Source organism: Paenibacillus marinisediminis (assembly GCF_054343325.1).
Window position 1 is genome coordinate 61,464 of sequence record NZ_JBTGUH010000001.1, and the last position, 14,883, is coordinate 76,346.

16 protein-coding genes are annotated in these 14,883 nt (G+C 49.6%); 7 read left to right on the forward strand and 9 right to left on the reverse strand.

Annotated elements, in window-relative coordinates; all coding sequences use genetic code 11:
* The 3 genes from ACXX53_RS00310 to ACXX53_RS00320 form a co-directional block, all read right to left on the reverse strand.
* Entirely contained in the window at positions 1–744 is a 744-nt protein-coding gene (locus ACXX53_RS00310) for an ABC transporter permease (RefSeq protein WP_458566612.1), read from the reverse strand.
* Positions 741–1,646, reverse strand: coding sequence for an ABC transporter ATP-binding protein (locus ACXX53_RS00315; protein WP_458566613.1), 906 nt, complete (start codon positions 1,644–1,646; stop codon positions 741–743). Before ACXX53_RS00315 ends, ACXX53_RS00310 begins: the two co-directional genes overlap by 4 nt.
* Before the next feature lie 224 nt (positions 1,647–1,870).
* Positions 1,871–2,068 (reverse strand): cold shock domain-containing protein, encoded by a 198-nt coding sequence (locus ACXX53_RS00320; protein ID WP_458566614.1) that lies wholly within the window; start codon positions 2,066–2,068, stop codon positions 1,871–1,873.
* A gap of 206 nt (positions 2,069–2,274) precedes the next feature.
* Between ACXX53_RS00320 and ACXX53_RS00325 the strand changes: the two genes are divergently transcribed.
* Positions 2,275–2,508: a hypothetical protein gene (locus ACXX53_RS00325; protein ID WP_458566615.1), complete on the forward strand. Its 234-nt coding sequence runs from the start codon at positions 2,275–2,277 to the stop codon at positions 2,506–2,508.
* A gap of 15 nt (positions 2,509–2,523) precedes the next feature.
* Complete coding sequence (locus tag ACXX53_RS00330; RefSeq protein ID WP_458566616.1) at positions 2,524–2,703, forward strand: hypothetical protein; 180 nt, start codon at positions 2,524–2,526, stop codon at positions 2,701–2,703.
* 147 nt (positions 2,704–2,850) lie between these two features.
* Here the strand turns inward: ACXX53_RS00330 and ACXX53_RS00335 are convergent, their stop codons facing one another.
* A complete protein-coding gene (locus ACXX53_RS00335; protein ID WP_458566617.1) occupies positions 2,851–3,033 on the reverse strand; it encodes a hypothetical protein in 183 nt (60 codons plus the stop codon).
* A gap of 58 nt (positions 3,034–3,091) precedes the next feature.
* Here ACXX53_RS00335 and pepF point away from each other — a divergent pair, with 58 nt between their 5' ends.
* From pepF to ACXX53_RS00360, 5 genes are all read left to right on the forward strand, one after another.
* On the forward strand, positions 3,092–4,888 hold the full coding sequence (gene pepF, locus ACXX53_RS00340) for an oligoendopeptidase F (RefSeq protein WP_458566618.1): 1,797 nt from the start codon (positions 3,092–3,094) through the stop codon (positions 4,886–4,888).
* A 133-nt stretch (positions 4,889–5,021) separates the two neighbouring features.
* A complete protein-coding gene (locus ACXX53_RS00345; RefSeq protein ID WP_458566619.1) occupies positions 5,022–5,396 on the forward strand; it encodes a LapA family protein in 375 nt (124 codons plus the stop codon).
* A 62-nt stretch (positions 5,397–5,458) separates the two neighbouring features.
* Complete coding sequence (locus tag ACXX53_RS00350; protein WP_458566620.1) at positions 5,459–6,550, forward strand: M42 family metallopeptidase; 1,092 nt, start codon at positions 5,459–5,461, stop codon at positions 6,548–6,550.
* A 12-nt stretch (positions 6,551–6,562) separates the two neighbouring features.
* On the forward strand, positions 6,563–7,588 hold the full coding sequence (locus ACXX53_RS00355) for an oxidoreductase (protein WP_458566621.1): 1,026 nt from the start codon (positions 6,563–6,565) through the stop codon (positions 7,586–7,588).
* 184 nt (positions 7,589–7,772) lie between these two features.
* Positions 7,773–8,492, forward strand: coding sequence for a helix-turn-helix domain-containing protein (locus tag ACXX53_RS00360; RefSeq protein WP_458566622.1), 720 nt, complete (start codon positions 7,773–7,775; stop codon positions 8,490–8,492).
* A gap of 627 nt (positions 8,493–9,119) precedes the next feature.
* Here ACXX53_RS00360 and ACXX53_RS00365 read toward each other — a convergent pair.
* The 5 genes from ACXX53_RS00365 to ACXX53_RS00385 all read right to left on the reverse strand — a co-directional run bounded on the left by ACXX53_RS00365 (position 9,120) and on the right by ACXX53_RS00385 (position 14,842).
* Complete coding sequence (locus ACXX53_RS00365) at positions 9,120–11,072, reverse strand: ABC-F family ATP-binding cassette domain-containing protein (RefSeq protein ID WP_458566623.1); 1,953 nt, start codon at positions 11,070–11,072, stop codon at positions 9,120–9,122.
* A gap of 118 nt (positions 11,073–11,190) precedes the next feature.
* Positions 11,191–11,817: a TetR/AcrR family transcriptional regulator gene (locus ACXX53_RS00370; protein ID WP_458566624.1), complete on the reverse strand. Its 627-nt coding sequence runs from the start codon at positions 11,815–11,817 to the stop codon at positions 11,191–11,193.
* 134 nt (positions 11,818–11,951) lie between these two features.
* Positions 11,952–12,794 (reverse strand): DUF92 domain-containing protein, encoded by an 843-nt coding sequence (locus ACXX53_RS00375; protein WP_458566625.1) that lies wholly within the window; start codon positions 12,792–12,794, stop codon positions 11,952–11,954.
* The gene (locus ACXX53_RS00380; protein ID WP_458566626.1) at positions 12,791–13,432 is read right to left on the reverse strand and encodes a fumarylacetoacetate hydrolase family protein; all 642 of its coding nucleotides are present in this window, start codon (positions 13,430–13,432) and stop codon (positions 12,791–12,793) included. The genes ACXX53_RS00375 and ACXX53_RS00380 overlap by 4 nt, the downstream gene beginning before the upstream one ends.
* 60 nt (positions 13,433–13,492) lie before the next feature.
* The gene (locus tag ACXX53_RS00385; RefSeq protein WP_458566627.1) at positions 13,493–14,842 is read right to left on the reverse strand and encodes a CapA family protein; all 1,350 of its coding nucleotides are present in this window, start codon (positions 14,840–14,842) and stop codon (positions 13,493–13,495) included.
* Between the last annotated feature and the right edge of the window lie 41 nt (positions 14,843–14,883).

Consider the following 14,883-nt stretch of genomic DNA (forward strand, 5'->3'; position numbering starts at 1 on the left):
TTACATGCTCACCACTTCCTGTTTATTCCTTACATATATTGATATTAGCATGAAAATAAACAGGTAACCAAGCAGAATCGTTACATCTCGCCACGCTGGAGCAGTCCCGTCAACCAGCAGCCACACCCCATTCCGATAAGAATAGGAGGGCAGCCATTCACCGATGCTTTGCACAAATTTCGGCAAAGTCTCTGGCGGCATCCACATCCCGCCAAATATAGCGAGAGCAAAGTATAGGATATTGCCCACGCCGACAGCCAAGTCGATTCGCTTCATTAAGCCTAGCAGGGAACCGAGCGCTAGAAATGCGCAAGAGCCGAAAAGGATCCACGCGGCACACAATATCCATGTCGTCCATGGCAGTGAAATACCATTCACGAGAACACCGATCACGAACATAGCGATGATGGAGAATAAATGAATGAGCGATTGCCCTGCCATTTTCCCGATAAAATAAACACTTCCAGGCAGAGGCGTAACCCGAACCAACGTCGTGTATCCTTGTGAGGCCTCTTCCACATTACGCGCGCATAGCGTCACAACCGCCGTTCCCATCACACTGAACGATGTCATGGACATCAAGGCATAGGTCTTCCAGATCCCATCAGGATCATTTCCCGTTGAAATGACATTCGTAAATAGGATATAGAAGCCAGCAGGCATCAGCAGCGAAAATATAATATAGTACGGGTTCCGCATCAGCCTTCTAATCTCCATCTGAATTTGCATCCACAGTCGCTTCATACTGCCGCCTCCTCTTGCGATTTCGTTAACTCTACAAACGCGTCATCCAAGCGTCCCTGCTCGATCTGCAATGACTTCATGCGAATTCCCATCGAAAATAGTGCATAGACGACCGAGTCACTATCATTGGTCTGTATGACAATTCGCTCCTCATTCACCTTCACTTCTAATACCTCTGGCAGCATCTTAATCCTATTGATTGTAGACTCTTCGTGGTTCGCTGCGAAGGATACGGAGGCTGTAGTCAACTGTGCCTTCACTTCATCTGGACTCCCGTCAGCAATAATCGTCCCTCGATGAAGCATCACGATGCGATCCGCTAGATCCTCCACCTCACGCAGATCATGGCTCGTGAAAATAATCGTCGTTCCTTTAGCGGCAAGCGCTTTGATCGTATCCCAGAACAAACGCCGAGACACAACATCCATGCCTACTGTCGGCTCATCCAGAAACAGCAGCTTCGGATTGCCCGCCATCGCTAACGCAAAGCCAAGTCGCCTCCGCTGACCGCCAGACAGCCTGCCCGTCAACTTCTTCCGCTCCTGCTCCAAGCCTGATATTTGGAACAATTCAGCCTTAGACATCGGATTAGGATAATAGCTGCGGAATAGATCTATAATCTCTTCCACCTTCAATCCATCCAGGACCTTCACGGTTTGCAGCATGGCTCCGATCTGTTCGCGCACAGCAATATCCGTCGGCTCCTTTCCAAAGATGCGTACCTTCCCTTGCGTACACTTCACTAACCCTAGCATCATCGATATCGTCGTCGTCTTCCCTGCCCCATTTGGGCCGAGAATTGCGGTTATCGACCCGCCATGAATATCTAAACTGACATCGTGAACCGCATGCTTTCCTTTATATACCTTGCTGATTCGATCCAGATTCACTACTGCACTCATCGCATTCCCCTCCTGCGTCTTATAAGTTCATTGTAAGTGCGCTGTGTTCAGGTGATTAGTGAGTGAAGTAACAAAAAAAGATGACAAATGTCATCTTTTGAACAAATCAATGTCTTCGTTACAAAAAAAAAGAGCAGCTGTGCTCGATTGCTCGAAGCACAGCTGCTCTGCGTTGCTATTGTACACTATTTATAAATGATAATCCCCGTTACAGGGCGATCTCATTATAATTTAATGACATTAGCAGCTTGTGGTCCACGATTTCCTTCGGAAATCTCGAACTCAACCGCTTGGCCTTCTTCCAATGTTTTGAAACCATCAGTTTCGATAGCTGAGTAGTGAACGAATACATCTTCGCCGCCCTCAGTGGAGATAAAGCCGTAGCCTTTCTCAGCGTTAAACCATTTTACAGTACCTTTCAAGGTCAAAACCTCCTCACATCTTCGCCAATTGCAGGCGAATATTTACATTATACTGAAGTAGTTATTTGTTTGCAACTTCTATTTCATTCAATATTATTTGATTTCGCCCATTTGCTGGGTTATGATGAACGGTAAAGAGGGCTCTATTTGTCCGTATAAAACGGTCATCTACGCTGCTTCTCCAGACAGAAATGAGGTTTAACAACATGCAGAAAAAACACGTGATCTACAAGAAGGACAAATGGAATATGTTGACGGTTGAAGAGCAAGGCCGCCAGCTTGTTCTCCGAGAAATTTCCGATCAATGGGGCGAGGATTGCCACACCTTCATCAGCCGTCCTGAGATGATGGCTTGGGTTGAACGCCGCTTCCCTAAATCTGACTTTGTCAATAATGAGGCGGAATGGGAAGAGATTATGGCCGCTTTCAAAGAAGTATAAAGGCGGTCAGCGGTCATGAACACGACGATAAGTGTAGCTTTTATAGTACTTGCATTTGTGTTTGGCGGAGTACTTGTATGGAAGAAAGACACGATCCCAAGCCAATTGCGCCGCGTCATGGCTTGGTGTGCCCTCATCTTTATTGTATTTGCCTTCTTCTTGATCGTCTATACGCTCACTACAGCGAGCGTGTAGCGCTGCGATCGCTTCAACACGCAACATAATTAAGGCTGCAAGCCATAAGTAGAACAGAAGAGTTAAGGCCATACTACTATTCGGACCTTGTTTACTTTGCCAATGGTTCGAATATTTGGTGGAATGTGAGTAGGCGGTATCTATTGCTCAGCTTGCGATAGAGCGACCGCCGCCCTCATTTACCCAGGAGGTATGTATGGTGCGCCGATGTTTCATGCTAACGTGCTGTCTCCTATCCGCGCTCATAACGACAAGCACTGGGCTGTCCGCATGGGCTGCTATCTCAACACCGCAGCGTGTCGACAAGGAGTTCACGATATACACATCCACAACTCGGAATGGAGATCCAAACTCGCGATCGCATTTCGATTTACAAAGGAGGATATTCATGCAACAAGTAATGAAACGTTCTGAAGTAGCAGAAGAGAACCGCTGGAAACTTGAAGATCTATTCGGTTCTAACGCGGAATGGGACTCTGAATATGCGCTGGTGCAGCAGTTGCTCGAGAAGATGCAGCAATACCAAGGCAAGCTGACGGAAGCGGCAACACTGAAGGCATGCTTCGAGCTTGAAGATGATATTTCCTTACATACTGAAAGACTATATGTATTTGCAAACATGCGTCACCATGAAGACACGGCGGATCCGAAGTATCAAGCGCTGTCCGAGAAAGCGAAGAAGCTGAGCGTTAAAGTTAGTGAATCGCTGTCCTTCATCTCTCCAGAAGTTCTATCCCTATCAGATGAACAGCTTGATGCTTTTATCGACAATGATGCATTGAAAGCATACCGCTTTACTTTGGTCGAGATGAAGCGTCAGAAAGCACACGTCCTCTCCAAGCAAGAAGAGGCGCTGCTCGCTCAAGTAGGCAACCTTGCCAAGGCTCCAGAAACCATTTACAGCCTGTTGAATAATGCCGACATGAAATTCCCTAAGATCAAAAATGACAAAGGTGAAGAAGTCGAATTAACTCACGGCCGTTATATCCAGTTCCTAGAGAGCCGCAATCCCGAAGTGCGCAAAGCTGCATTTGAGGCGATGTACAATACCTACCGCAAGCAAAGCAACACGATTGCCGCTACATTGAGCGCGAACGTGACGAAGAACCAATTTTACGCTAATGCTCGCAAATATCCTACTACCCTAGAAATGTTCCTATCCGGTGACAATATTCCGAAGGAAGTTTATACGAATCTGATTAACACCATTCACAAGCACCTGCCGTTAATGCATCGCTACATGAAGCTGCGCCAGAAGCTGTTGAAGATTGATGAGCTCCATATGTACGATCTGTTTGCGCCTATCGTCGAGCAGTTTGATATGGATATCACGTACGAGCAAGCGAAGGAAACGGTTAAAGAGAGCTTGAACCCGCTTGGCCAAGACTATCTAAGCACGCTTCAGGATGGATTCGACAACGGCTGGATCGATGTATATGAAAATGAAGGCAAACGTACCGGCGCATACAGCTGGGGAGCCTACGGCACGCATCCATATGTTCTGTTGAACCATAAAGATAACTTGAACAGCATGTTTACACTTGCTCATGAGATGGGTCACGCTCTTCACTCGTATTATTCAGACAACAATCTTCCTTATCGCGATGCGCAATACACGATCTTCCTTGCTGAAGTGGCTTCCACGCTGAACGAGGCGCTGCTGATGGATTATATGCTCAAGAAAACGACTGATCCGAAAGAGAAGATGTATCTTCTTGCTTACTATATCGATCAATTCCGTACGACGGTATTCCGTCAAACGATGTTCGCCGAGTTCGAGCTGCAGATTCATGAGCACGCGGAAAAAGGAGAAGCGTTAACTCCACAACTGCTCAGTGAACTCTACTACGAGTTGAATAAGAAATATTATGGCGACGATATGGTCGTTGACAAGGATATTGAGATGGAATGGGCGCGTATTCCGCACTTCTATTCCAGCTTCTATGTCTACAAGTATGCTACGGGCTTCTCCGCTGCACAAAGCTTCGCGAAGCAAATTCTCGATGAAGGTCAACCAGCGGTTGAGCGTTATCTTGGATTCCTGAAGAGCGGCGGCAGCGACTATTCGATTAACATCTTGAAGAAGGCTGGCGTTGATATGTCCACACCTGCGCCGATCGAGGAAGGCATGAGCGTGCTGGAATCGCTTATCGATGAGATGGAAAAGATGGCAAACGCGAAGTAATTCAGCCGTTAGGACTTCGGATGGAGCTCCTCATAACAGAAAGCAGGCGGGGGTCCACCCCGCCTTTTACTTGTGAATTCCGAAGACAGTCTACTCATTTACATCCAACACAATACTTGAAGGGAGTTGCCACATGTTATTCAAAAAGTCTCAGCCCCAAGATTCAAGCACCACACCCGTACGTATGCAGTGGACCCTCATTGCTGCGCTCGTATTTGCATTAATTATAGCTATATTTGCGGTTATTAACGTGAATCCTGTTCCAGTTAATTTGTTGTTTGGCACCTTTGACGTCCCACTTATTCTGCTCATCCTAGGATGCACTTTGCTTGGCGCAGTCATTGTCGGATCATACAGCATCTACATTCAGTATCGCACACAGCGTAAAGTAAAGCTCTTGGAAACGCAGCTATCCCAAGTGATTAGCGAGACAGGATACATATTTCCGATTGTGGAGACAGTATCCCAGTCAGATCAGTCCTCCAACTCACAGGACAAGACTGTATAGAACTAAGATTAATGATATCGTAGGAATGAACATGTTGAGATGGTGGAAAGGAGTTATTCTATATGAGTAAAATATTTTCTAACCCTTACGCGGAAGTTGGCAAAGAGGTGTTCAACCTCCAGATTGATAAGCAATACGTCATCGATCTGTTATTGGAGCTTCTAAGCTCGCCAAGCCCTACCGGCTATACGCACGATCTGATGAACCGTATCGCCGACGAAGCGGAACGCCTTGGATTCCAAATGGAACGCAATGCGAAGGGCTGCGGATATATCCGTGTTACTGGCAGTGAATCGAGCCCGAATCGCGTTATCGCGCTGTCAGCGCATGTGGATACACTGGGCGCGATGGTTCGTTCTATCAATGGAGACGGCACCCTGCGCATGACTTCCATTGGCGGATATATGATGCAATCGATGGAAAATGAATACTGTAAAATACATACCCGCTCCGGCCATACATATACTGGAACCATTATGAGCAATCAACCGTCTGTGCATGTGTTTCCTGGCGCGCGCGATCTGAAGCGCGAAGAATCGAACATGATCGTACGGATCGACGAGATCACGTACAGCAAGTCTGATACAGAGAAGCTCGGGATCAATACCGGCGACTATGTGTCGTTCGAAGCTCGTCCGGAACATTTGCCAAGCGGCTATATCAAGTCTCGTCATCTGGATGATAAGGCTAGCGTAGCAGCCTTGTTCGGGCTTCTGCACAGCATGAAGCAGCATAACTGGCGGCCTAAGCATGATATGATGATCATCGTAACGAATTATGAAGAGATTGGTCACGGAGCTTCCTATATCCCGCAGGACATCACGGAGATGATCGCTGTCGATATGGGCGCTATGGGCGATGACTTAAGATGTAAGGAGACGGATGTATCCATCTGCGCGAAGGATTCTTCCGGTCCGTACGACTACTTCATGACTGGACGACTGATCGATCTCGCGGTGCGTGAACAGATTGCGCATGTCGTTGATGTGTATCCGCAATACGGCTCGGATGCTTCCGCCGCGCTGAGAGGCGGCAACAATATTCGCGCTGCGCTTATCGGACCAGGAGTCCACGCATCGCATGCGATGGAACGTACTCATGAGCAAGCTGTCATCAATACAGCGAAGCTACTGGCTGCCTACATTACCGAGTAGGAGGTGCTCTTAATGAATGATAACAGCATGAATCCGCTAACTATAGAATCATTTTCAGCATTCGTTCTCGAACAAGACTCTGATGGACAGATCAATACCGCGGTGAAAGACATTACGATGGAGCAGCTGCCTGCAGCAGACGTTACAATTGAGGTGTCATACTCCGGTATTAACTACAAAGATGCTCTCGCCTGTTCCTCTAATGGCAGCATCGTCAAGCAATATCCGTTCGTGCCAGGCATCGATGCCGCCGGCGTTGTCGTCGCTTCCGCGGACGAGCGCTTCCACCCCGGTCAGAATGTAATCGTGACCGGATATGAGCTCGGCGTTAGCCACTACGGCGGGCTGAGCCGATATATTCGCGTGCCAGGCGACTGGATCGTGCCGCTGCCGAAGGGCTTGAGCCTGCGCGGCGCGATGATCTTCGGCACTGCGGGCTTGACGGCCGCGCTCTCGGTTGAGCGCATCGAGCAGCACGGTGTGAAGCCGGAGGACGGCAGCATCCTCGTTACCGGAGCGAGCGGCGGTGTCGGCTCGCTCGCGGTAGCGATGCTTGCCAGCCTCGGCTACCACGTCACGGCCGCCACCGGCAAGGCCGAGGCGGAGCCGCTGCTGCGCCAGCTTGGCGCGCAGGACATCGTCAGCCGCGAATCGTGGCTGCCCGAGCGGCCGCGCTCGCTCGACAAGCAGAAATGGGCGGCGGCCGTCGATGTGTGCGGCGGCGATATACTGGCCGCGGCGCTCGCCTCGATCAAGTACGGCGGCTGCGTGGCCGCGAGCGGCATGACGTCCGGCGGCACATTGCCGACGACGGTGTATCCATTTATTCTTAGAGGAATCACGTTGTATGGGATTGATTCCGTATATGCATCGCAGGAGTGCAGAATGCACCTCTGGGCGCGAATCGCCCGTCAATGGGGACATATCGCTGAACTTGAGCGGAACGTCAATATTTGCTCGCTGCATGATGTGCCAGAGCTAACCGAGAAGATGCTAAGAGGTGGAGCCGTCGGTCGCTCGATCATTAAGCTATCATAGATAATTTGAAACTGATTAAGATGACGAAGAACCCAGCTAGCAGTTTAGCTGGGTTCTGCTGCATCCTCACCTACTATCCATTCATTCAACCGTTAGTTGAATTTCGGTTCAACTATTCGTTTATTGTGGTATTTTTCGCGAGCAACTATAGTGGAGACAACCAAATCGAAAGGGTGATTCACGAATGACTGAGCTTAGAATCGCAAGCAACCTCGTCTATTTACGCAAGGAAATGAAGCTGACGCAAGACGCAATGGCGGACAAGCTGGGAGTTACCTTCCAAGCCGTATCCAAGTGGGAAAATGGACAAACCTTTCCAGATATCACACTGCTGCCTGAGTTGTCGAAGCTGTTTAAACGCAGTATTGATGATCTTCTGTTGCATGATGTCTCTCAGCCGAATTCTGGAGCAGCACAGCATGGGCATATATCTACCGATGCTACAGGTGGCTCATACAACAATGAGTTCACAAGCTCCGCCGATGGACAATACAGCATCAAGCTGTTCCATAACGACATAGAAGTGGCAGCTTTCAGTGAACTAGATGAGCGAATTGACATCAACTTGACGGGAACTATGAACAGTGTTGATTCCGCCTTTTCGATCAATTGTGGTTGTGTCGAAGGCAACGTCAACGCTGGCGGGTCAGTTACATGTGATTATGTGGAAGGGAGTGTTGTTGCCGGAGGATCCATTACATGTGATTCAGTACAGGGGGATGTTCGTGCAGGAGGAAGCCTGACTTGTGACAGTGTGGATGGAGATGCGCATGCTGGAGGAAACATCACTTGCGACTCGATCGAAGGCAATGCTAAGGCTGGGAACATGATTCAATGTGATACGATACAAGGAGACGCATCAGCGGGCTTTCAAGTCATTTGCAATGAGGTAGCGTCACATTAATAGTAGACGCTGCTTCTCTCGTCCGTTAACGGGGTTTTACCCCGTTTCAGCACGAATTGGTACCCATAGGCGCGTGTTATCGGGGTTTTTCCCGCTTACGGTAGCGGACAGATGTGCGAGCGGGGCCTCTCACGTCCGCTAACGGGGTTTTTCCCCGTTACAGCTCGAATCCAGTCCCCAGCGGCGTGAGTTAACGGGGTTTTTCCCGCTTACGGTAGCTGACGGATGTGCGATCGGGGCTCCACTCGGCCGTTAACGGGGTTTTACCCCGTTACGACATGAATCGGTGCCCATAGGCACGAGTTTACGGGGTTTTTCCCGCTTACGGTAGCTGACAGATGTGCGTCGGGGCTTCTCACGCCCGTTAACGGGGTTTTGACCCGTTACGGCATGAATTAGTGCCCATAGGCGCGAGTTAACGGGTTTTTTCCCGCTTACGGTAGCTGACGGATGTATGATCCGCGCTACACTCGTCCGTTAACGGGGTTTTACCCCGTTTCAGCTCGAATCTAGTCCCCAGCGGCGCTAGTTAACGCGGTCTATCCGACTGGGGTCTAGTTGAGATAGCGCTGGCGCAGCACAAATAAACAGAGCGGCACAAGGTGTGCCGCTCTGTTTATTATTGGCTCAGCCTCGTTTCGCGGCCTCTATCTGCTCTGCAAGCTCATTGAGCTCGGTCCAGCGGTCGATCAGCTCATTGAGCTTCGCTTCCGCTTCCTGCTGCTCCTTCATCAGCTCCTGCAAGCGCTTGGAGTCGCTGAAGGCAGCTTCCATGTCAGAAGCTATGCGCTCCAACTTTGCTTCAGCTGCTGCTACCAAGCCGTCGATCTGCTCGTACTCGCGCTCTTCCTTGTACGACATCTTCAGCTTCGGCTTGCGTTCCCCTCTTCCGCTTCGGTCGGACTCCTCTGCTGAAGTAGCCTGCTGTTTGCTTTCCTGCTTCGCACTGTCAGCAGCCTGTACGTAAGCGAGCGATTCCATACCATTCTTGTCGCGCCACTCCGCATATTCCGAATAGTTGCCTACATGTTGATGAACCTGACCGCCTTCAAACGACCAGATGCGATCCACTACTCGATCGAGGAAATAGCGATCATGGGATACCGTGATCACGACCCCAGGGAAATCATCCAGATATTGCTCCAACACAGCGAGCGTCTGAACGTCCAGATCGTTCGTCGGTTCGTCGAGCAGCAATACGTTAGGCGCGGTCATTAGCATGCGCAGCAGCTGTAAACGGCGCTTCTCGCCGCCTGATAGCTTGCCTACGAGCGTCCATTGCATCGTTGGACTGAACAAGAAGCGCTCTAACATCTGCGCAGCAGAGATCGTCTGACCTTCACCCGTCTTGACGGTTTCCGCCGCTTCACGAATGTATTCGATCACACGCATGGATTCATCCATCTCTTCATGCTCCTGCGTGAAGAATCCGATCCGAACCGTCGGTCCCAGCGTTATCTCTCCACCATCCGGCTTACGCTGACCAGCAATGATATGCAGCAGCGTAGATTTGCCGCTGCCGTTCACTCCGATGATGCCGATCCGATCTTCGGGCACCGCGATATAATTCAAATCATCAAACAGCGTGCGTCCATCCACGACAGCCTTCAACGACTCAAGCTCCATAATCTTCTTGCCCAATCGGCTGCTCGCAGTCGACATCTCCACCGCTTTATCGCGCTGAGTAGGGCCTTGTGCCTGTAGCGCTTCAAAACGTTCGATGCGCGCCTTCTGCTTCGTTGATCGCGCCTTTGCGCCGCGGCGAATCCAAGCCAGCTCTGTGCGCAATATATTTTGCCGCGTCTGCTCGGAAGCAGCTTCACGAGCCTCGCGATCCGCCTTCAATTCCAAGAAGCGCGTATAGTTCGCTTCATAAAAGTACGGTCTGCCTTGATCCAGCTCGATCATCCGATTCGCTACGCGATCGAGGAAGTAGCGATCATGCGTGATCATGATCAGCGCGCCCGTACGCTTCAAGAGCATCGATTCGAGCCATGATACCGTTTCGTGATCGACATGGTTCGTCGGCTCATCAAGCAGAAGAACATCCGCTTGATGGATCAAGCCTGCCGCAAGCGCTACCCGCTTGCGCTGTCCCCCGGATAGCGTACCCATCAGCGCGTCATATCGATGGATGCCGAGCTTGGACAGAATCGTCTTCGCTTCGCTCTCCAACTGCCAGGCTTGCAGCCGATCCATGTCCTCACTGGCTTTCACCAGCATTTCCTGCAGCTTAACATCTTCAGGATGATCGCCTAATGCCTCCATAACTTGTGTATATCGACGTACAGCTTCCATCTCAGGCGTATCGCCGCTCAGCACCGTATCCAATACCGAGGCCTTTGGATTGAACTCCGGCTCCTGAGCAACATACTCAACCGTTACGCCTTTGCCTTTCATGATTCGCCCCTGCTCAATGGGCTCTTCACCCGCAATCGTGCGCATAAAAGTGGATTTGCCAGTACCATTCACACCGATGATGCCGAAGCGATCTCCTTTCGCGATTCCGAAGGAAACATCAGCAAACAACGTCTTCTCACCATAACTCTTTCCTAATTGTTCTATTGTCATGACATGCATGTTCGTTCCTCCTGCTCTTTCCAGTGTCTCAGCAATACATAGCTACACTAAGCAACACAAAAGAGGCTGTCTCAACCATTCATTGAAACAGCCCCTGTACATGATCTGCAGCAACCTATTACTTGTCGTGGATCTGCGTATTCGTATACGCGTTCGGATTCAGTACACGGGGTTGGTCTTCACTAACGCATCCGTTCATGAAGATGTTCGTCGAGAAAGCGATACGTTCTTCTAGATCTTGACTCGTGAAGTTTGGGGTATACAGGATATCCATCTTGATCACATCCAGAATACCTACAAATGACTTCGCATGCAGCTTGGGTTCAGGCACATTGAATTCTTCCATCGTATCCGCAAGCATCTTCATGTACTTCCCAGTGAATTCCCTCAATGCTGACATCATCTCGGGATCATTGTTCGGAGCTTTGAAGAACAGATTCGTATATTTCCTACGATCAAAATAATAACGAAGATGATAATCCGCAATATATGCTAATCGCTGCTGCAGCGTATCTCTCTTACGAATGCCATATTCAAGCTCACCGAGAAATTGATCGAAATCGCGCTTGGATATAGCCGCAAACAGCTGTTCCTTACTGGTAAAATACAAATATAATGTGCCTTTAGCGATACCAGCTTGTTTAGCGATATCAGACATTTTCGTTTCGTAAAAACCATTGGAACCGAAGAGTTCATATGCGGCGTCTAATATCAGATTCTGTTTATCGCCATAATTGCTGCTCATCGGCCCACCTCCTTCGGTAATAGCCTTGAGAAGGCTTCATCATTCCAATACTACGACTATACCATGCCAAGTCATAAATGTCGATTTGCGGCCGAAACGGCGAGCTTTCTATGAGTCAGCGAGCAAGTCAGTGTTCAAGGCAGCAGGAGATAGCCGATTAACAAAGCGACTCCACCGCCAACGAACGAGCTGATCCCATTAACAAGATCGTTAGTCATCCAGCGAGCGCCGCGAACAAGCCGCGTTGGTGTTCCACAGTGAGCGGTCTTCTCCGTTGAGCAGCCGCAGATGGTGCACTCATAAGACGCTTGCACAGTCGCACCGAGCAGAGAATCGGTCAAGGAGCCTGCAATACCGCCAACTGTTGCACTCAAGCACAGAGTCAGCAGGATCGACCAAGTATAAGGATATGGCAGGGCAGGATCAGAAGCAATGTACAACGATACCATTGCCGCGATACCGATTAGCAAAGCTCCGAGCGCCGTTGCCAATGTTCCGAGCTTCGATATGGCTCCAGAGGTTCCCGCCGGCACAGTCTTGCCCGTTAGAATCGATCGCGGAGCGGTTCGACTTAGGCTGCCGATCTCCGTGGCCCACGTATCCGCATTTACCGTAGCCATCACGCCCAAGAATAGCAGCAGCCATGCAGGATGCGGGTTCCAAGCATTGATCATACACAGCACCATACCGATGCCGCCATTGGCGAATACCTGCCCGGCATCTCGCTGGCCGCTTTTCTCATATACATCGTCAAATTGAGCTTTGGCGCGTTTTTTCCATTTGGACCAAAAGGTAGAGCTGACGAAGAACGTAAACAGCAGCCCGAACCAGAGCAAGCTTCCGCTTCCAAAGTAGATCGTACCCATGACGATTGCCGCCAGCGCACCAGACCGTGTCAGCGATTTCTCCCGATAAGCCATAGCAGCGGCCGCTAAGCTTCCGCCAAAGCCAATCAGCCAATCCCAGTTCATATTCATCGCTGATCCTCAGCTTGAATGCGGCAAGCCCCTAATGATTCGCCATTCCATATCAGAGTCAGCTCATCTCCCGCTTCCACAGGTCCAACTCCAGACGGTGTCCCCGTAAATATAATATCTCCTGCCCCTAGTCCGTAGTTGGCCGCTACATAAGCAATTAACTGGTCGACGGAAAAGATCATTTCCGATGCTGTCCCCTGTTGAACAACATTCCCGTTTCGTTGCATCGTAAATACGGTATCTATTAGCTTATCCGTACCTAGATATGGTTGAAACGGAGTGATCGGACCTGAGTGAAGCACACCCTTCGCAGGAAGCCAAGGATGCCCCTTCTTCTTAAGCGCATCCTGCACATCACGCAGCGTAAAATCAATGCCTAGCGCGAAGCCATCAACCGCTTCATCCGCCGTCATTCCAGGGGTTACGTCTCGTCCGATTCGCAATACAAGTTCAAGCTCATGATGAACCGCCCCCTTATGAAGCGGCAGCGACAGCAGCGTATCCTCCTCTATTACGCTGACAGCGTGCGATGGCTTAAGAAATACCATTGGTTCTGCAGGCACATCATTGCCAAGCTCCAATGCATGCAATTTATAGTTACGTCCAATACAATATACATTTTGAATCGATGGTTTCATAGGTATGAGCTCCTTATAACTCTTCTGAATAGTATGGAATAAATAATAGCTTACAATCCGTCACTTGCTTGTTACTCTACCTTCTGAATCAATCTTAACACCATAGGAAATACTCTCTACGCGTTTGAGCAGCTTCTGTGCCGCGTCTTCTTTCATCGGAACAGCTTGCCCAATCTCTGTGTAGTAAGGAACCAGCTTCAGGCTGATCTTGCCGTCCTTCGAACATTCCGCTTGGAGTACCATCGTCTCCCACGTCTTTGGTTCGGTTGATTTGGTGAAGATGAAGTTGCCCATGCTGTAAGCAATCCATTTGCCTTTGTAAGACTCTATTCCTTGCACCACATGCGGATGACCTCCTACGATCAGATCTGCGCCCGCGTCGATATAGGCTTTGGCAAGCGATTTCTGATACTCAACAGGTGTATCCTTCCTCTCTTCTCCCCAATGCGGCACAACGATGACTAGGTCCACATCCTCGCGAACTCGCTTAATAGCTTCTACCGCTTTGTCAGGTTCGTATGTCGCAGCCAATCCAGCATCTTTCTTGCCGGAATACCAGCTGACATGCGGAATGACCCGAGTGAAGCCGAAAACAGCGATCTTCATTCCCTTTTTCTCGATGATATAAGGGCTGTACGCTTCTGTCATGTCCTTGCCGGCACCCACATATCCGATCTCTGCCTTCTTCAATGCGGCGAAAGTATCCAGCAATCCTTCCTTCCCCTGATCCATGGAATGATTGTTGGCAAGATTGACGACGTCAATGCCCGCTTCCTTCATCGCAGGCGCCATCTTAGGATTTGATTTGTACACGAATTCCTTGTCCTTAGCAGGGACTCCGCCCGACGTAATAGGTGTTTCCAGATTCGCTATCGTTAGATCATCATTCTTGAACATATCAGTTGCATATCGGTATGGAAAATCGTAGCCTTTCGTTTCGACAACATCAGCTACCTTGCCAGCATTAATGATATCTCCAACAAAGGTCAGAAGAACCGTTCCTTCATCTTCATCAGCCCCTGGCTTCGAGTCAGAAGGCTTGGACGCTGAACCTGCAGTCTGTCCTTTGTCTGACTTGCCGGAGGCGGATTGGTCATCCACTGGTTTGTTCACCGTTGACCCAGAACTCATACCAGAGCTCTTATCAGAACTGGATGTACTCTGTTCCTTGCCCGAAGTTGAAGTGTTAGAAGGTTGCGATGAAGGTCCCGATTGAGCCGGTTCACCCTGCACCATATCCAATCCGCCTTGAGCAATCGAGCGAATATCGAGCAAGCCTGACATCTGACCGCCAACGATGGCACCCACTACGAGCACGAATAGCAGAAGGTTAATTACGAATAGCTTGTTTCGTTTCCGTTTGCGTTTCTCTCGTTGCTGTCTCCTTGACTCGGTACGAGATTGATCCATAGTAACTCCTTACTGGCTGCATTGTTAATGAGCCTCTTTAT